The organism is Streptomyces sp. NBC_00250 (assembly GCF_036192275.1).
GTDB lineage: Bacteria > Actinomycetota > Actinomycetes > Streptomycetales > Streptomycetaceae > Streptomyces.
Map to the genome: position 1 here is coordinate 2,903,851 of NZ_CP108088.1, position 17,213 is coordinate 2,921,063.

At 72.9% G+C, this 17,213-nt stretch carries 12 protein-coding genes; 3 read left to right on the forward strand and 9 right to left on the reverse strand.

The genetic code is table 11. The features are described 5' to 3' along the window. Nucleotides 1-90: 90 nt before the first annotated feature. A complete protein-coding gene (locus OG259_RS12880) occupies nt 91-2,961 on the reverse strand; it encodes a putative bifunctional diguanylate cyclase/phosphodiesterase (RefSeq protein ID WP_443051954.1) in 2,871 nt (956 codons plus the stop codon). An 854-nt stretch (nt 2,962-3,815) separates the two neighbouring features. Beyond that, entirely contained in the window at nt 3,816-4,781 is a 966-nt protein-coding gene (locus OG259_RS12885) for a 2-hydroxyacid dehydrogenase (protein ID WP_328942393.1), read from the reverse strand. 75 nt (nt 4,782-4,856) lie between these two features. Here OG259_RS12885 and OG259_RS12890 point away from each other — a divergent pair, with 75 nt between their 5' ends. The 3 genes from OG259_RS12890 (at nt 4,857) to OG259_RS12900 (ending at nt 7,472) form a co-directional block, all read left to right on the forward strand. Continuing rightward, a complete protein-coding gene (locus OG259_RS12890; protein ID WP_328942394.1) occupies nt 4,857-5,879 on the forward strand; it encodes an aldo/keto reductase in 1,023 nt (340 codons plus the stop codon). A 112-nt stretch (nt 5,880-5,991) separates the two neighbouring features. Continuing rightward, nucleotides 5,992-7,140, forward strand: coding sequence for a PQQ-dependent sugar dehydrogenase (locus OG259_RS12895; protein WP_328942395.1), 1,149 nt, complete (start codon nt 5,992-5,994; stop codon nt 7,138-7,140). Between the two features lie 14 nt (nt 7,141-7,154). Next, nucleotides 7,155-7,472, forward strand: coding sequence for a DUF6191 domain-containing protein (locus OG259_RS12900; RefSeq protein WP_328947075.1), 318 nt, complete (start codon nt 7,155-7,157; stop codon nt 7,470-7,472). Here OG259_RS12900 and OG259_RS12905 read toward each other — a convergent pair. The 7 genes from OG259_RS12905 to OG259_RS12935 form a co-directional block, all read right to left on the reverse strand. Continuing rightward, the gene (locus OG259_RS12905) at nt 7,356-10,412 is read right to left on the reverse strand and encodes a helix-turn-helix transcriptional regulator (protein ID WP_443051955.1); all 3,057 of its coding nucleotides are present in this window, start codon (nt 10,410-10,412) and stop codon (nt 7,356-7,358) included. The two genes, OG259_RS12900 and OG259_RS12905, sit on opposite strands and share 117 nt — an antisense overlap. Nucleotides 10,413-10,419: 7 nt before the next feature. Continuing rightward, entirely contained in the window at nt 10,420-10,617 is a 198-nt protein-coding gene (locus OG259_RS12910) for a hypothetical protein (RefSeq protein ID WP_266896991.1), read from the reverse strand. Nucleotides 10,618-10,765: 148 nt separating this feature from the next. After that, nucleotides 10,766-11,350: a hypothetical protein gene (locus OG259_RS12915; RefSeq protein ID WP_443051956.1), complete on the reverse strand. Its 585-nt coding sequence runs from the start codon at nt 11,348-11,350 to the stop codon at nt 10,766-10,768. A 48-nt stretch (nt 11,351-11,398) separates the two neighbouring features. Beyond that, nucleotides 11,399-11,965: a GNAT family N-acetyltransferase gene (locus tag OG259_RS12920; protein WP_328942397.1), complete on the reverse strand. Its 567-nt coding sequence runs from the start codon at nt 11,963-11,965 to the stop codon at nt 11,399-11,401. Further along, nucleotides 11,943-14,201: an MMPL family transporter gene (locus tag OG259_RS12925; RefSeq protein ID WP_328942398.1), complete on the reverse strand. Its 2,259-nt coding sequence runs from the start codon at nt 14,199-14,201 to the stop codon at nt 11,943-11,945. Before OG259_RS12925 ends, OG259_RS12920 begins: the two co-directional genes overlap by 23 nt. Before the next feature lie 203 nt (nt 14,202-14,404). Beyond that, nucleotides 14,405-16,504, reverse strand: a complete 2,100-nt coding sequence (locus OG259_RS12930) for a phosphocholine-specific phospholipase C (protein WP_328942399.1) — start codon at nt 16,502-16,504, stop codon at nt 14,405-14,407. A 298-nt stretch (nt 16,505-16,802) separates the two neighbouring features. Beyond that, the gene (locus OG259_RS12935; RefSeq protein WP_328942400.1) at nt 16,803-17,099 is read right to left on the reverse strand and encodes an AAA family ATPase; all 297 of its coding nucleotides are present in this window, start codon (nt 17,097-17,099) and stop codon (nt 16,803-16,805) included. Nucleotides 17,100-17,213: the final 114 nt, after the last annotated feature.

The following is a 17,213-nucleotide window of genomic DNA, read 5'->3' on the forward strand; positions in this document are numbered from 1 at the left end:
TACGGTGGCCCTGCTTCAGCCGACGCGCTTTCCAAGTACGAGAATTCGGGTGCGCATGGCACTGACCCTCCCTCTCAGCCCTCACCACTGTCAAGTGGGTGGGACGGGCGTCTCAGTATTTGAGCGGAACGGGGGATGGTTTCCGACACGGACGGGGACCGCTCCGGGCAGCGGGTACTCGTCCCGTACGAGCGCCCTGCGCAGCCGGTACTCGTCGAGCGGGCCCGAGAAGGCCATGCCCTGGGCGTGGCTGCAGCCCATGGCCCGCAGCGCGACGACCTGCTCCGGTACGTCGACGCCCTCGGCGACGGTCTGCATCCCGAGCTCGCCGGCGATACGGAGCACCCCGCGGGTGATCTTGCGGAGCCGGGCCGACTCGACCACGCCCTCGACGAGCCCGCGGTCCAGCTTCAGTATGTCGACGGGAAGCCTCCGCAGGGCGTTGATCGCCACATGTCCGCTGCCGAATCCGTCGAGCGCGATCCGCACCCCGAGACGGCGCAGGGCGACCAGCCGCTGTTCCAGCTCGTCGAGCGGGATGCGGGGGTCGCTGTCGGCGAGCTCGACGATCAGCGAGCCCGACGGCAGGCCGTGCCGGGTGAGCAGCGACTCGATCGAGCCGAGCGGCAGCGAGCGGTCCAGGAGCCGGCGGGCGGAGAGCCGGATGGACACCGGGGCGCGATGGCCGATTCCCGCCCGCTCGGCGGCCTGCTCGACGGCCTCCTCCAGAAGCCAGCGGCCGAGCTCCGCGGTGCGCTCGCTGTCGTCGGTGACCCGGAGGTACTCGGCGGGGGTGAAGAGGATGCCCTGGGTCGAGCGCCAGCGCGCCTGGGCGCTGACGGCGGAGATCCGGCCGGTGGCGAGGTCGACGACCGGCTGGTGGAGCAGGGCGAACTCGCCGTCGTGGAGCGCCGTGCGCAGGCGGGCGGCCAGTTCCGTGCGGCGTACCACGTCGGCCTGCATCTGGGGCGCGTAGAGCTCGACCCGGTCCTTGCCGGCCGCCTTGGCCCGGTACATGGCCAGGTCGGCGTTGCGCAGGAGGTCGCCGGCCTCCATGCCGGGCTCGGCGAAGGCGACGCCGATGGAGGCGGCGACCCGTACCTCGTTGCCCCCGTCGACGCGGTACGGCCGGGAGAGCGTGAGCCGGAGACGGTCGGCGATCTCCTGGACCTGGTTCCGGCGGGCCGCCTGGTCGCGGCCGCCGTCGCCGAGGATGAGGGCGGCGAACTCGTCGCCGCCGAGCCGGGCGGCGGTGTCCCCGGCGCGCACGGAGTCGTGGAGGCGGCGGGCGGCCTGGACGAGGAGGTCGTCCCCCGCCTGGTGGCCGAGACGGTCGTTGACGCCCTTGAAGCCGTCGAGATCGATGAAGAGCACGGCCGTGCCGGGGTCGGAGGCACGGCGACCGCCGAGGGCCTGCCGGACCCGCCGGGTGAAGAGAGCCCGGTTGGGCAGGTCGGTGAGCGGGTCGTGCTCGGCGTTGTGCTGCAACTGCGCCTGGAGTCGCACCCGTTCGGTGACGTCACGGCTGTTGAAGATCAGACCGCCCTGGTGCCGGTTGACCGTCGATTCGACGTTGAGCCAGTCTCCCCCGCTCTCGGCTCCGCTCGAGCGGGAGGTACCCCCATGGCCCGAGCGGAAGCGGCATTCGATCCGGGTGGTGGGCTCCTCGGCGGGCGAGACGGCCAGGAAGCGCCGTACCTCGTGGACGACGGCGCCGAGGTCCTCGGGGTGGATGAGTGAGGCCAGCTCGGAGCCGATCAGCTCCTCCGCGTCCCGTCCGTACACCCCGGAGGCGGCCGGGCTGACGTAACGGAGTATCCCGTTCGGCGCGGCGATCATGATGACGTCGCTGGAGCCCTGCACGAGTGACCTGAAGTGGTTCTCCTTCTGGGCCAGTTCATGGGTCAGGGCGATGTTGTCGAGGAGCATGATGCCCTGCCGTACGACCAGGGCGAGGACCACCGTGCAGCCGGTGAGGACGACGACGCGGTCGACCCTGCGCCCCTCCACGACGTTGTAGAGGATGCCGAGGGTGCAGACCGCGGCGGCGAGGTACGGGGTGAGGGCGGCGAGCGAGCCGGCGACCGGCCTGCTGTGCAGCCACGGTCCACGCGCGGGGGCGGCGCTGTCCGGGAGACGGCGCGCCCCCCAGGGCGCGTAGGCGAGCAGGAGGGAGCCGGCGAACCAGCCGGCGTCGAGCAGCTGCCCCGAGGCGTAGTTCTCGCGCAGCAGCGGCGAGGTGAACAGGGCGTCGCACAGGACGGTCAGGGCGAGGGCGGCGATCGCGGTGTTGGTCGCCGAGCGGTTCGCCTGCGAGCGCCGGAAGTGCAGGACCAGGACCATGCTCACCAGCACGATGTCGAGCAGCGGGTACGCGAGCGACAGCGCGGCCTGGGAGACGGACTCTTCCTGGAAGTGGGCGGTGCGGGCGAGGGCGAGGCTCCAGGAGAGCGTCAGCAGCGAGCCGCCGATGAGCCAGGCGTCCAGTCCGAGGCAGACCCAGCCGGCCCGGGTGACGGGCTTCTTGGCCAGGACGAGGAGGCCGACGATGGCCGGCGGCGCGAAGAGTAAGAAGAAGAGGTCGGCGACGGAGGAGTCGGGCACCTCCGTGCGGAGCACGACCTCGTACCACCCCCACACGGCGTTGCCGGCGGAGGCCATGAACGAGGAGAAGGCGAAGAGCAGCCAGGCGGGGCGGGCGCTGCCGCGGTGAGCGCGGCCGTAGAGGAAGCAGGAGACCGCGGCGGTGAGGGCGGCGGCGCTGAGTCCGAAGTCACCCATGAAGAGCGCGAGTTCCGGTGAGCCCCAGCCGAGCGAGGCGCCGGTCGTGTAGCCCGCGCAGATCAGCCCGAGGGCGATCTGGGCGAGGACGCCGCCGGCGCCGGGGCGGCCGGGGTCCCGATGGCCGGAGTCGCCGCCGCTGACGGGGCGGCGCGTGAGGACCGCCCCGGGCGCGCTCACCGGGCCCTCCGGCGCCGGGCCACCGCACCCTGCCGCGTCGTGCGGGCGCGCCGGCGGCTCGTCGGTGCGCCCGGGTGCGTGCCCGTCGCAGTCGTGGGGGCCTGCCGGGTCCCGTACGGCATCGACCTTCCGCCCGACCGGGGCGGCCGGCTCCGGTACGACGCCCGACCCCGGCTTCCGCGCGCCAGGGGCGAGCGGTTCCGGTACGACGCCCGACTCCGGCTTCCGCACGCCAGGGGCGAGTGGTTCCGGCACGGCGGCGCCGGAGGCCGCGCAGGCCCCGTAGGCGTGGTTCGGCGCGTGGGCGCCGTGGGGCGGGGGGCTCCCCTGAGGATCGCCGGGGCCCGGTGGTTCGGCACCGTGGCCTTCGGCTCGGGAGTCCGGTCCGGTGCACGGTCCGGCGCCCTGCCCGGCCTGCGTACCGGCGCCCGCCCCGCCCTCCGGTCCGGCGCCCGGCGGCTCGGTGGCGCGGGGCGCGCGGTGTGGCGCGGCCTGGTCCGGCACGGAATGCGCGAGGCCGGTGGTGAGGCGCGGAAGGCTTGCCGGCGGCGGCGTCGCCGCGTCGGATCGTCGGTCCTCCGGCCGTGCTTCACCCGTCGCCCCCCTCGGAATCTGATGACCCGTCACTTCGCTCCCCAGCGTCAGCCCGTACTCGACGCAGTCCCCCCGCTCCGGGACGATACACCAGGATGGTCACTCAGGGACAGGGTCGCAGTACTCTGCGTGACGACCAAGGGGCTTGCAGGCGGCGCGTGTCGGGGGCGCGTACCACCCGACCGGCCCATCGCAGCCGTCCGGACGGCCCATCGCCGGTCGCGTCCCGGTCGCGGCCCCCGAAGCGGCCCGGGTGCGGCTCAGCCGGTGGTGAGCAGCACGTTGGCCAGCTCCTCGCCCGCCGCGAACCGCCTCAGCTGTCCCGCGATCAGCCGCTTCGCCCGCGGCATGAAGGCAGAAGTGGAACCTCCCACATGGGGACTGATCAGGACACCGGGAGCGTGCCACAACGGGTGCCCGGCCGGCAGCGGTTCCGGGTCGGTGACGTCGAGCGCGGCCGTGATCCTCCCGCTCTCGACCTCCTTGAGCAGCGCGGCCGTGTCGACGACGGGCCCCCGGGCGACGTTCACGAGGAGGGCCCCGTCCTTCATGCGGCCCAGGAACCCCGCGTCGGCGAGATGCCTGGTCGCGGGCGTGAGCGGCGTGGAGAGCACGACGACGTCCGCATCCGGAAGCAACGCGGGCAGCTCGGCCAGGGGGTGGACCTCGCCGCGCGCTGTGGTGCGCGCGGAGCGCGCGACGCGGGACACCCGCGCGCACTCGAAGGGCGCGAGCCGGTCCTCGATGGCGGCGCCGATCGATCCGTACCCGACGATCAGGACGGACTTGTCGGCGAGGGCCGGGTAGAAGCCGGCCCGCCACTCCTCGGCGTCCTGGCCGCGCACGAAGCCGGGGATGCCGCGCAGGGAGGCCAGGATCAGCGCCAGGGTGAGTTCGGCGGTGCTGGCCTCGTGGACGCCCTTCGCGTTGCAGAGGGCGACGCCGGGGGGCAGCGAGTCGATGCCGGGGGTGACGTGGTCGATGCCCGCGGACAGGGTCTGCACGGCCCGGATCGAGGTCATCGCGGCCAGCGGCCGGACGGCGATCTCGGAGCCCTTCATGTACGGGACGACGTAGAAGGCGCAGCGCGCCGGGTCGGCCGGGAACTCCGGTCCGCCGTCCCAGAAGCGGTAGTTCAGGCCCGACGCGCCCGGTTCGGGGAGATCGTCGATCTCGTCCGCGGGAATCGGAAGCCACACGTCAGCGGTCGTGTCCTCGAATCTCATGAGCGGGAGGCTATGCGAAGAATCCCGTGCGCCATTGGTTACTTTGGGGGACGGCACAGGGAGGGGTACCGGCAGGTGGAGCGCAGGACTATCGGGGCGACGGCGCTCGACGTGGGTGCGATCGGCCTGGGGTGCATGCCGATGAACTGGGCGTACAGCCGTTCGGAACAGCGGGGTGACCGCTCGCTGCGGACCGTGCACGCGGCGCTGGACGCCGGGGTGAGCCTGCTCGACACCGCCGACATGTACGGACCGTTCACCAACGAGCTTCTGTTGGGGCGGGTGTTGAAGGAGCGGCGGGCGGAGGTCTTCGTCTCGACGAAGGGCGGACTGCTCGTCGGTGACGGCGGCGGACGCCGGCACGTGGTCGCCAACGGCAGGCCGGGGTACGTGCGTCGGGCCTGCGACGCCTCGCTGCGGCGGCTCCAGACCGATGTGATCGACCTGTACCAGCTGCACCGGGCGGACCCCGAGGTGCCGGTCGAGGAGACCTGGGGCGCGATGGCCGAGCTGGTCTCGGCGGGCAAGGTGCGGGCGCTCGGACTGTGCGCCGTCGGCAGCCGGTCGGCCCGCCGGGGCGCGACCGGTGTCAGCCGTGACGGATACGAGGGAACGATCCGCCAACTGGAGCGGATCCAGCAGGTGTTCCCGGTGGCGGCGGTGGAGGCCGAGCTGTCGGTGTGGTCCCAGGAGGCGCTGGTGCGGCTGCTGCCGTGGTGCGCGGCGCGGGGCGTCGGCTTCCTGGCGGCGATGCCGCTGGGGAACGGCTTCCTGACCGGGACGCTGACCCCGGGCGGCGGGTTCGAACCGGACGACCCACGGGCCCGGCACCCCCGGTTCACCGCGGAGATGATGGCGGCGAACCAGCCGCTCGTGGCGGGTCTGCGGCGGGTGGCCGCGCGGCACGGGGCGGAGGTCACCCCGGCCCAGGTGGCCCTCGCCTGGGTGCTCGGGCGGGGGCGGCACGTCGTGCCGGTGCCGGGGGCGAAGCGGGAGCGCTGGGCCGTGGAGAACGCCGGGGCGGCCGGGCTGCGGCTGACGGCGGCGGACCTGGCGGAGATCGCCGTGCTGCCGGCGCCCCGGGGGTCCTGGGACTGAGGGCTCCACGGGTCTCCGAAGAGGGTTGTCGCGGCGGTCGGGAACCTGATCGCGTCGGGCGGTGTATCAAGGATGAAGGGATGCCGCTCGACTCGTCGAAGGGGACCGTGCCATGAGCCGTCCTGCAGTTGTGAAGGCCCTGTGGGGTGCCGCCGTGCTGGTCCTGGTGGCGGGCTGCTCCTCGGGGGGTACGGAGGATCGGCCGGGTACGTCCCCGCCGACGGCGGCGTCGGCGTCCGCGCCGACCGCCGTCTCGGCCGGCCCGTCCGGGTCCGCCACCGCTTCCGCCGGTGGGCGGGTGACGGTGTCGGGCACGCTCACCGAGGGGTTGAAGTCGCCCTGGGGGCTCGCCGAGTCGCCCGGCGGGGATCTGCTCGTCTCCTCGCGGGACGAGCGGACGATCACCAAGGTCGACGGACGGACCGGGGCGAAGACCTCGCTCGGCGAGGTGCCGGGGGTGGTGCCCGGCGGTGAGGGCGGACTGATGGGCCTCGCCGTGCACGACGGCTGGGTGTACGCGTATCTGACCGCCGAGTCGGACAACCGCATCGTGCGCATGCGGTACGGGGGCGCGGAAGGCGACCGGCTCGGGGCGCCTCAGCCGGTGCTGACGGGCATCCCGAAGGGGCTCGTGCACAACGGCGGACGGATCGCGTTCGGGCCGGACGGGATGCTGTACGCGGGGACGGGCGAGACGGGCCGGACCGGTCTGGCCCAGGACCGGGAGTCGCTGGGCGGGAAGATCCTCCGGATGACGCCGGAGGGCAAGCCGGCGCCGGGCAATCCTTTCCCCGGGTCGGTGGTCTATTCGTACGGGCACCGCAATGTGCAGGGGATCGCCTGGGACGCGGAGGGTCGTCTGTGGGCGGCCGAGTTCGGGCAGAACACCTGGGACGAGCTGAATCTGGTCGAGCCCGGCAGGAACTACGGCTGGCCGGAGACCGAGGGTCGGGCGGGAAAGGCCGGGTTCGTGGACCCGGTGGCCCAGTGGCCGACCTCGGAGGCCTCCCCCAGTGGGATCGCGTACGCGCGGGGCGCGATCTGGATGGCCGGGCTCAGAGGCGAGCGGTTGTGGCGGGTCCCGCTCTCCGGCGCGGAACGCTCAGGGGACCCCGAGGCGTTCCTGACAGAGGAGTACGGACGCCTGCGCACGGTCCTCGCGGGGGGCGGCGGGCGGCTCTGGCTGGTGACCAGCGAAACCGACACCCGGGGCACACCCGGGCCAGGGGACGACAGGATCCTCCGGCTGGAGGTGAGCTGAAGGAGCTGGTGACCGTGTTCGACCCGTTGGCGGAGCTTTTCACGCCCGGCCGCAGGCACACCGAGGAGGAGCTGCGCAGGCAGGCCCTGACCAGGGAGGACCCGGGCGATGCCGACCCGTCGCGCGGGCCGATAGACCTCACCTCGGGCCGCGTGACGATACGGGCCCCCCGCCCGGCGGCGGGGGACGCGGCGGCCGACGGCGGGCCCGGTGGGTCAGAGGGGCGTGTCGAGGAGGTGGAGGCGGTGGGCCAGGGCGGCGGCCTCGCCCCGGCCGGCGACGCCGAGCTTGGCGAGGATGTTGGAGACGTGGACGCTGGCCGTCTTGGGTGAGATGAAGAGTTCCTCGGCGATCTGACGGTTGGTACGGCCGGCCGCGACCAGGCCCAGGACGTCCTGCTCGCGGGGGGTCAGGCCGAAGGTGTCGTCCCCGGGCTCCGCGGGTGCCGGGGCCTGCTTCTCCGCAGCCAGGGAGAGGCGGGCGCGGGCGGCGAGGAGCTCCACGTCCTCGCGGAGCGGGCGGGCACCGAGGCGGACCGCGGTGGCGTGGGCCTGACGGAGCAGGGCCGTGGCCTCCTCGCGGCGGCCGCCCTCGACGAGCAGGGCGTCGGCGAGGCGATGGCGGGCGCGGGCCAGCTGGTGGGGGCGTTCGAGCGGTTCGTAGGCGGCGACGACCTCGGCCCAGCGGGCGGCGGTCTCGCGGCCTTCGGCGCGGGCGATCTCCTCGGAGACCTGCCGGGAGTGGGCCTCCCAGACCGGGGCGGGGGTGGCGAGGCGGCGGACGCTGCGGCGGACGACGTCGAGCGCCTCGGCGCGGCCCTCGGCGGCGGCGGGCAGTCCCCGGCTGTCGGCCTCGGCGGTGACGGCGGTGAGGACGAGGGGCCAGCCGTAGCGGTGGGTGCCGGGCGGGAAGCCCGCCGCTTCGGCGGCGGCCAGCTGGGTCCGGACGTCCTCGACGCGTCCCTCGGCGGCGGCCACGGCGATCTCGACCTGTGCCATGGGCAGGACGTACTGGGGGATCGTGTCGCGGCTGCCGTAAGCGGTGCGGGCTTCGGCGAGGTGGCCGCGCGCCGCGTCGAGTTCGCCGCGGGCGACCGCGAGCTGGGCGAGGCGGAGGGAGGCCGAGCCGCGGGGCTTGCTGCTGGTGGCCGAGCGGAGCAACCGTGTGGCGATCTCCCCGATCTCGTCCCAGCTGCCCAGGGAGAAGAGGGACTCGGCCCGGTTGGCCTCGACCCAGCCGATGCTGTCGACGAGTCCGTAGGAGCGGGCGACGCGGATGCCGTCGTCGGCGAGTTCGACGGCCTCGCGGGAGCGGCCGAGGGATTCCAGGGCGGAGGAGATGTTGATGTGGGCGCGGGCGGTCTCGGTGAACTGGCCGAGGGCCGTGGTCCGTTCCCGTACCGCGTGCATCTCGGCGAGACCGGCCTCGACGTCGCCGGCCGCGGTCATGAGGGTGCCGAGGGTGAGCCGGGCGTTGAGTTCGATCGACTCGGCGTTGACGAGCCGGGCGTACTCGACGGCGCGTTCGGCGGCGGTGAGGGCGTCGGGGCCGGGGTTGCGGAGCATGCCCCAGCCGGCGGCGCCGACGAGGACCACGGCGTGGACGGCGGACGGGGGGAGGCCCTTGACGAGTTCCTGGGCGCGGGCGATCTCCTCCCAGCCGTCGCCCCGGCCGAGGTTGGACTGGAGGCGGGCCCGCTCGGTCCAGAACCAGGCGGCGCGCAGGGGGTCGTCGGACTCCGCGCTGTCGAGGAGGCGCAGTGCCGTCCTGCAGATCTTCAGGGCGCGTTCGCGGTCGCCGCTGAGCCGGGCGGCGACGGCGGCCTCGGCGAGCAGGTCGAGGTAGCTGAGCGCGGCGGTCTCGGGGTCGCAGCCGCAGGGCGGGTAGGCCTCGGCGTAGTCCATGGGCCGGAGTGAGCCGCGGGTCTCGGCGGGGGCCTCGTCCCAGAGTTCCATGGCCCGTTCGAGGAGCCGGAGTTGCTCGGCGTAGGCGTGGCGCTTGCGGGTGGCGACGGAGGCGCGGAGGACGGCGGGCAGGGCCTTGGCCGGGTCGTGCGCGTGGTACCAGTAGGTGGCGAGCCGGTTGGCGCGTTCGTCGGCCCGGACGAGTGCGGGGTCGGACTCCAGGGCTTCGGCGTAGCGCCGGTTGAGGCGGGAGCGTTCGCCGGGGAGCAGGTCGTCGCTGACGGCCTCGCGGACCAGGGAGTGGCGGAAGCGGTAGCCGTCGCCGTCGGGGACGGCGAGCAGGAGGTTGGCGCCGACGGCGGCCCGCAGGGCCTCGATGAGTTCGTCCTCGCCGAGCCGGGCGACGGCGGCGAGCAGCCCGTACTCGACGGTGGAGCCGCCCTCGGCGACGATCCTGGCGACCCGCTGGGCGTCCTCGGAGAGCGTCTCGACCCGGACGAGCAGCAGGTCGCGCAGGGAGTCGCTGAGCTGGCCCGGGGCGCAGCCGGCCTCGTGGGAGACGACGAGTTCCTCGACGAAGAAGGCGTTGCCGTCGGAGCGTTCGAAGACTTCCTCGACGAGGCCGGGGTCGGGTTCGGCGGCGAGGATGCCGGTGAGCTGGCGGTGCACCTCGGTGCGGGTGAAGCGGGCGAGTTCGATGCGGCGGATGGTGCGGAGCCGGTCGAGTTCGGCGAGGAGGGGGCGCAGCGGGTGGCGGCGGTGGATGTCGTCGGCGCGGTAGCTGGCGACGACCACGATCCGGCCGCGGCGCAGGGTGCGGAGGAGGTAGGTGAGGAGGTGCCGGGTGGAGGCGTCGGCCCAGTGCAGGTCTTCCAGGACGAGCACGATCGTACGGTCTGCGGCGAGCCGTTCCAGGAGCCGTACGGTCAGTTCGAAGAGGCGGGCGGTGGAGTCCTCGTCGGAGGAGTCGTGGCTGCCGGGGTCGCCCAGTTCGGGCAGCAGCCGGGCGAGTTCGGCCTCCTGGCCGTCGGCGGCGGTGGTGAGTTCGTCGGGGAGCCGGCGGCGGAGCGAGCGCAGTGCGGTGGCGAAGGGGGCGAAGGGCAGACCGTCGGCGCCGAGTTCGACGCAGCCGCCGAGCGCGACGACGGCGCCCTGTCCGCAGGCCGTGTCGAGGAACTCCTCGATGAGCCGGGTCTTGCCGACTCCCGCCTCGCCGCCGATGAGCAGGGCCTGGGGCTCTCCCGCGGTCGCGCGGGAGAGCGCCTCGGTGAGGGCGGTGAGTTCGCCGGCGCGGCCGACGAAGACGGGACTGACTGACCTGGTCTCCACGGCGCCGAGCATCGCACAGGCATCCGTGCCGTCGCTCATACGGGGGTCACGCGGCCCGGACGAAGCGGCCACGTCCGCCGTCGCTCACCCGCCCCTCCGCGTCCTGGCTGCCGCTCCGGCGGCCGAGGCGGCGCAGGCCCCGGGCGGAGCCGACCGTCTCGGCGGCCTCGTGGGACAGACGCTGGGCGGCGGCCTCACGGACGAGCTGGGCGTGGTTCATGCGGTGGAGTTCGTACTCGAACATCGGATGCTCCCTGGTTTCCTCGGTTTCGGTATCGCTCCTTGCGATGCCTCTACTTTCGTTTCCCAGGGGGTGCGGCCACATCGGGCGAGTGCCGCATGTTCGGAGTACGGGGGTCCTTAGGCGGGTCCTAGGGATGCCTTAGACGGGTTCAGGATCCGGCGCTGGGCAGGCTCAGGAACAGGTCGAAGTAAGTACCGGCCGACAGGAGCAGCCCCAGGCCGCCGAGGACGGCACCGGCGACGGCGACCGAGCGGACCCAGGTGGGGCGCCCGGGCAGGATGAGCACGAGGACGGCGACGAAGAGGGCGACGAGCGAGAACACGCCGTTCACCAGGGCGGTGCTGTGCCAGGCGTCGCCGTAGATCTCGGAGATCTGCTGGGCGGGGGTGCCGGCCCCGGAGGTCTTGATCTGCCCGACGAGGGTCTCGCGCTCGGAGACGACCTTGCCGGTCCAGGTGCCGGTGAGGGCGACGACCCCGAGAGCGGCGGAGACGACGGCCGCGGCGGCGCCGCCGATGCCGGCGGAGGCGGGAGCGGGCGCCGCCTCCGCGAACAGCTCGTCGTCCTCGTCCTCGTCCTCGGCTTCGTCGGCCGACTCGTCGTCCTGCTTGTCGAGCAGGACGACGGCCGTGTCCTCGGCGGGCGCGGCGGCCTCGGCGGTCTTCACGCTCTCCGCGGTCTCGGCGGTCTCGGCGCTCTCGCCGGTCTTCTCGGTCGTCGTCTTGGTGTCCATGCGCCGCACGCTAGGCGCCTCGTATGAGAACCGTATGAGGAAAGCGGGTCACGAGGGTGACGAGGTCTTCGCCGCGCGCCACTCCGGGGCGAGGACGGCCCAGACCTCGGTGTCGGTGCGGACGCCGCGGTGCGGGTAGTTCTCGCGCAGTACGCCCTCGCGCGTCATGCCCAGGCGGCGGGCGACGGCGATGCTCGGCCCGTTCTTCGCGGAGGCGTGCCACTCGACGCGGTGGATGCCGCGCTCCTCGACCGCCCAGTCGATGATGACCCGGCAGGCCCGGGTGATCAGGCCCTTCCCGGCGGCGGAGGGCTCCAGCCAGCAGCCCGCCTCGGCGGTCCCGTACGTCACGTCGAAGGTCCGGAAGAGGACGCCGCCGACGAGCGTGCCGTCGGTCCAGATGCCGTAGATCCGTCCGGTGTCGTTCGCGGCCTTCTCGGCGTACGAGCGGAGGAAGGAGCGGGCGGAGTCGAGGTCCGTGACGACGTCGGCGAGGACGATGTGCTCGCCGATGAACTCGCGTCCGCGGTCCATGTGGGCGAGGAACTCCTCGGCCTTCGAGGGATCCAGGGGCCTCAGCTCGGCGCCGTCGTCACCCAGCGATATCGCGAACATCGTCGTTCCTCTCCTCCGCGGCCGGGGCCGCGGTCGCCGTCCCGGCCGTCACACGCTGAGCGGGTATTTTCCCACGTGCGTCGGCGGCCTCGCGGCACTCGGGCGTTTCGATGCTGATCCGGGGAAGCAGCCGGTCGAGCCACTTCGGCAGCCACCAGTTCGCCCCGCCGAGCATGTGCATGAGGGCGGGGACGAGGAGCGTCCGCAGGACGAAGGCGTCGAGGGCGACGGCCGCGGCGAGCGCGATGCCGAACATCGCGATGACCCGGTCGCCGGAGAGGACGAAGGCGAGGAAGACCGCGATCATGATCACGGCGGCGGAGTTGATGACCCGGCTCGTCTCGGCCAGGCCGACCCGGACCGCCCGCCGGTTGTCACCGGTCTCCAGCCACTCCTCGTACATCCGGCTGACCAGGAAGACCTGGTAGTCCATGGAGAGCCCGAAGAGGACGGAGACCATGATCACGGGGAGGAAGGGTTCGATCGGCCCGGCACTGCCGAGACCGAGGAGTTCGCTCCCCCAGCCCCACTGGAAGATCGCCACGACCACGCCGAAGGCACCGGCGACGGCCGCGACGTTCATGGCGGCGGCCTTGAGCGGGATGCCGATCGACCGGAACGCGAGCAGGAGCAGCAGACAGCCGAGGGCGATGACGACCCCGACGAAGAGCGGCAGCTTGCCGATGATGATCTCTGCGAAGTCGTCGTACGAGGCGGTGACACCGCCCACGTGCACCTGCAGGGAGCTGCCGGCCTCGGCCTCCGGGATGACGTCCGTACGGAGCCGGTCGACGAGCTCGCTGGTGGCCTTGGACTGGGGCGAGGACTCGGGGACGACGGTGAGGACCGCGGTGTCGCCGGAGCTGTTGTAGGTCACCGGGGAGACGGAGGCGACGCCGCGGGTCGCGGAGAGCGCGGCCGGCAGCTGGTCGAGGGCGACCCGGTCGTCGGCGCCGTCGAGCCCGGCGACCAGGGTGAGGGGGCCGTTCGTACCGGGGCCGAAGCCTTCGGCGATCAGGTCGTAGGCCTGCCGCGTGGTCGCGGTGGCCGGGCCGTTGCCCTGGTCGGAGGTGCCGAGGTGGAGCGAGAGGGTGGGCAGCGCGAGGACGCCCATGACGACGGCGGCGACCAGCCCGAGGAGCTTGGGGTGCCGCTCGACGAAGGCGGACCAGCGGGCGGCGAAGCCGGTGGGCAGCTCGGGCTGCGGCCCGTGCTCGGCGAGCGCCCGGCGCTCGCGCCGGGACAGTGCCCGCATGCCGATGAGCGAGAGCAGTGCCGGCAGCAGGGTGACGGAGGCGGCGACCGTGAGGACGACGGTGAGGGAGGCGGCGATGGCGACGCCGTTGAGGAAGCTGAGCCGCAGGATCAGCATGCCGAGCAGGGCGATGCAGACGGTGGCCCCGGCGAAGACGACGGCGCGGCCGGTGGTGGCGACGGCGGTCTCGGCGGCCTCGGCGACGGAGAGCCCGCGTTTCAGGCCTCTGCGGTGCCGGGTGACGATGAAGAGGGCGTAGTCGATGCCGACGCCGAGGCCGACGAGCATGCCCAGCATCGGCGCGAAGTCGGCCACGGTCATCAGATGGCCGAGGAGCACGATCCCGGAGTACGCGATGCCGACGCTGACGAGCGCGGTCGCGATGGGGAGCGCGGAGGCGGCGAGGGAGCCGAAGGCGAGGAAGAGGACGACGGCCGCGACGGCGACGCCGACGACTTCGGCGATGTGTCCGCCGGGGGCCTCGGTGAGGGCGACGGCGCTGCCGCCGAGCTCGACGGAGAGGCTGTCGTTCGCCGCGGCCTTGGCCGTGTCGACGAGGGCCAGGGCCTGCGCCTCGGGGATGTCGTCGGCCTGCTCGCGGAAGGTGACGGTGGCGTAGGCGGTGTGCCCGTCCTCGCTGACCTGGCCCTGGGTGTCGCCGTACGGCGAGGTGACCGAGGCGATGCCGGGCAGTTCGGCGACCTTGTCGAGCATCGCGGTCATGCGCCGTTCGACGGCGTCGGCGCGGACGCTGCCCTTGTCGGTGTGCCAGACGATGGTGTCGCTGTCGCCGCCGAGGCCGTGGAAGCCGCGCTCCAGGAGCGCGGTGGCACGGCCCGACTCGGTCCCGGGGACCTCGTAGTCGTTGGAGTAGGCGCTGCCGGCGACGACCGCCGCGGTACCGACCCCGCCGAGAGCGACGAGCCACAGCAGAACGGCGACGAGGCGGTGCTTGATGCACCACCGTGCGATGGCTGCCAAAGGACGTGCTCCCTGGGTGGTTCGTGGATCTTTCGCGGGAGAACGCCCGAAAAGAACGCATGAGCTACGTGGGCCCACTGTGGCAGTCAAACGTGATCGTTTGCCCGTTTCGTGTCGATGCTCACAGGAGTGCCCGGAAGGTCGGGGCGGAGGTCCCGGACCTCGGTCCCGACCCTCCGGGCACAACGGCTCACCGTGGGTGCTCAGCCGGAGACGCTGGCACGGCCGTTCTCGATGTGACCCATGAGCCGGCGGCGGAATCCACCGGGTGCGGTCACCTCGACGTCGTACCAGCCGTGCGCGTCGGCGGCGGAGTGGACGACGGTACGGGTCTTCCCGGGCTTCACGGTGACGGTGCGGGTCCAGTCGGCGAGGTCGTCCTCGTCCACGTACCCGAGCGGCCTCACCGTGAAGGAGACGGGGGCCGAGCCCGTGTTCCGTACGGTGAGATGCAGGTCACGGTCGTGATGATCGATCCGGGAGGCGAGCTCGGCGCCGCCGGCGGCGGGGCCCGCGAACTCACGGCGGAAGCCGTTGGGGCCGGTGATCGTGAAGCGGTAATGATCACCCGGAACGGGGACGGTCCACTCCCCCGTCCCCCTGACGTCCTGGTGCTGCGGGACGGCGAACTCACCCGCGTAGGGGTAGAGCGCGAAGTGCGCGCTCGCCTTCCCCTTGTTGCTGAGCGCCACGCGGACGGAACCGGCCGCGGCGGCCGCGAAGGTCGCCGAGGCGTCCGGCTGGTACGGCAGCGGGCGGGCGCGGCGGACCCCGGGCTCCTGGACCGGCATCTGCTGCACGGCCGGGGGCTGCGGGCGCCAGCGGCCGGTGAAGGGCGGGATCGGGCCCGGCTGCTCGACCTCGGGCTGCCGCCGGGCCCGCTCGAAGTCGAAGGCGGAGGTCAGGTCACCGGTGACGGCCCGGCGCCAGGGGGTGATCTGGGGCTCCCGGATGCCCGTGAGCTGTTCCAGGAACCGGATCACCGAGGTGTGGTCGAAGGTCTCGGAGCAGACGTAGCCGCCGACGGACCAGGGCGAGACGACGAGCAGCGGGACCCGGATGCCCAGCCCTGTGGGCTGGCCCTTCCAGCGCTCGTCCGTGTTCTCCGCGGGCGGGACCGGCGGCGGCACGTGGTCGAAGAAGCCGTCGTTCTCGTCGTAGTTGATCAGGACGACGGTGTGGCGCCAGACGTCCGGGTGCGCGCCGAGGGCGTCGAGCACCTTGTAGACGAGGGTCGCGGAGGCGATCGGCGAGGAGGAGCCGGGGTGCTCCGAGTCGATCGCGGACGGCACGAGGTAGGAGACCTCGGGGAGGGTGCCGGCGGCGACGTCGGCACGGAAGGCGTCGGCGAGGGTGCCGCTCTCGACGCGGCGCAGTCCGCGCTCGAAGAGGGAGCGCTCGGCGTCGGTGAGGGTCGCCACGCCCTCCTCCAGGAGCCCGAGCAGACGGGCGCGCTCGGTGGCGTCGTCGGTGTCGCGGACGGCGGCGTAGAAGGACTCCATGAAGGTGTGCCCGCCGGTCCCGGCGAGCGCCTTGCGGGCGATCTTCTTGAAGGTGGTGAAGAACTCGATGTTGTTGTCGGTGAAGTTCTCCCACTCGGTGTACGTCTTCCAGCTGCGCCCGGCGGCTTCGAGCCGCTCCGCGTAGGTGGACCAGCCGTAGCCGGGGTGGGTGCCCTCGGCGTACGCGGCGTTGGTGACCGCCCGGCTGCCGTCGGCCTCGAAGCCGGTCCAGCCGGACCAGAGGTGGTTGCGGTTGGGGCTCGTCGAGGTGTGGATGGACGAGTGGTAGGCGTCGCAGACGGTGAAGGTGTCGGCGAGCTCGTAGTGCAGGGGGATGTCCTGCCGGTCGTAGTACGCCATGGTCGCGGCGGTCTTGGCCGAGACCCATCCGTCCATCCAGCCACCGTGCCAGGCCTTGCCGCCGCCGCCCCAGGAGTGGTCGAGGTCCCCGATGTACTGGAGGTCCTTCTGCTGCGTCTCGGCCGCGCCGCGGATCGGGAAGGGCAGCACGGTCCGACCGAGCGCGGCGGGCTGCTCGAACACCGGCTTGCCGGAGGGCAGTTCAATGGCATTGCGGTCGCCGAATCCGCGGACGCCGCGGAGGGTGCCGAAGTAGTGGTCGAAGGATCGGTTCTCCTGCATCAGGATCACCACGTGCCGGACCGCCGACATCCCCCCGGCCGGGGGCTCCGCGGCCATCGCGGCCTGCAACGACGGCGGCAGCAAGGAGCCGGCGGCGGCGACACCGAGGGCGCCTCCGCCCAGCGCGAGGAGCCTTCTGCGGGACATCTCGGATGACAAGACCGACCTCCAGTCGACGACCAATGGTTCGCCTTCGAGCCATTGGGTGGTACGCCGGGGACGGTAGTGAGACGGGATGACACGGAGAAGACCCGACGGGGGCGCGGTGGTGAACGTCCAAGAGAACGTGACGGGAATCCAAGCGATTTCCGGCCATGATCCGCCGGACGGGCGCTCGGCCGTGTCCGGAAAGCCCCGCCTGGCCCGCGGCGCCTGGCACGCACCAGACGCCGCGGGCCCTGCCCTGCGGGCAGACCACGCTGGTTTCCGGACACGACCTAAAGGAAGCGGATCTCCCTCAGCGCCCGCTCGGTGTCGTCGCACCACCTCCGGTACGAGGGAACCTGCGCGAGCACCCCCGCTCCCTGACGGACTCACCCCGCCCCGCGCGGAAGAACCGCGCCGGGGTCAGCCGGGGGTCCGAGCGGACCGTCTCCTCGAAGCCCCGGTCCGCGGTCCCGGCGACGAGCCGGAGGGCGTCGAACAGGTTCGACTTCCCCGCGCCGTTCGCGCCCAGCATGATCAGCGTCGGCGGCACGTCGAGGGAGAACCGGCGGAACGACTTGAACCCGTCGATCCGAATCTGAGTGATCATCTCCTGCTTCGCTCCTCCGTGCCGCGTCAACTGCGCCAGCCTTCGGGCGACCGCCCCTCCCCCCGGTCCCGCCCGACCGGGAGCGACCGGGTGTCGGGGCGGGGACCCGCAGCC

What these genes read in the sequence shown, in the direction of transcription:
- OG259_RS12885 (WP_328942393.1), bottom strand. Translation starts at nt 4,781, where the DNA reads ATGAGATTCGAGGACACGACCGCTGACGTGTGGCTTCCGATTCCCGCG.
- OG259_RS12895 (WP_328942395.1), top strand. Translation starts at nt 5,992, where the DNA reads ATGAGCCGTCCTGCAGTTGTGAAGGCCCTGTGGGGTGCCGCCGTGCTG.
- OG259_RS12905 (WP_443051955.1), bottom strand. Translation starts at nt 10,412, where the DNA reads ATGAGCGACGGCACGGATGCCTGTGCGATGCTCGGCGCCGTGGAGACC.
- OG259_RS12910 (WP_266896991.1), bottom strand. Translation starts at nt 10,617, where the DNA reads ATGTTCGAGTACGAACTCCACCGCATGAACCACGCCCAGCTCGTCCGT.
- OG259_RS12915 (WP_443051956.1), bottom strand. Translation starts at nt 11,350, where the DNA reads ATGGACACCAAGACGACGACCGAGAAGACCGGCGAGAGCGCCGAGACC.
- OG259_RS12920 (WP_328942397.1), bottom strand. Translation starts at nt 11,965, where the DNA reads ATGTTCGCGATATCGCTGGGTGACGACGGCGCCGAGCTGAGGCCCCTG.
- OG259_RS12935 (WP_328942400.1), bottom strand. Translation starts at nt 17,099, where the DNA reads ATGATCACTCAGATTCGGATCGACGGGTTCAAGTCGTTCCGCCGGTTC.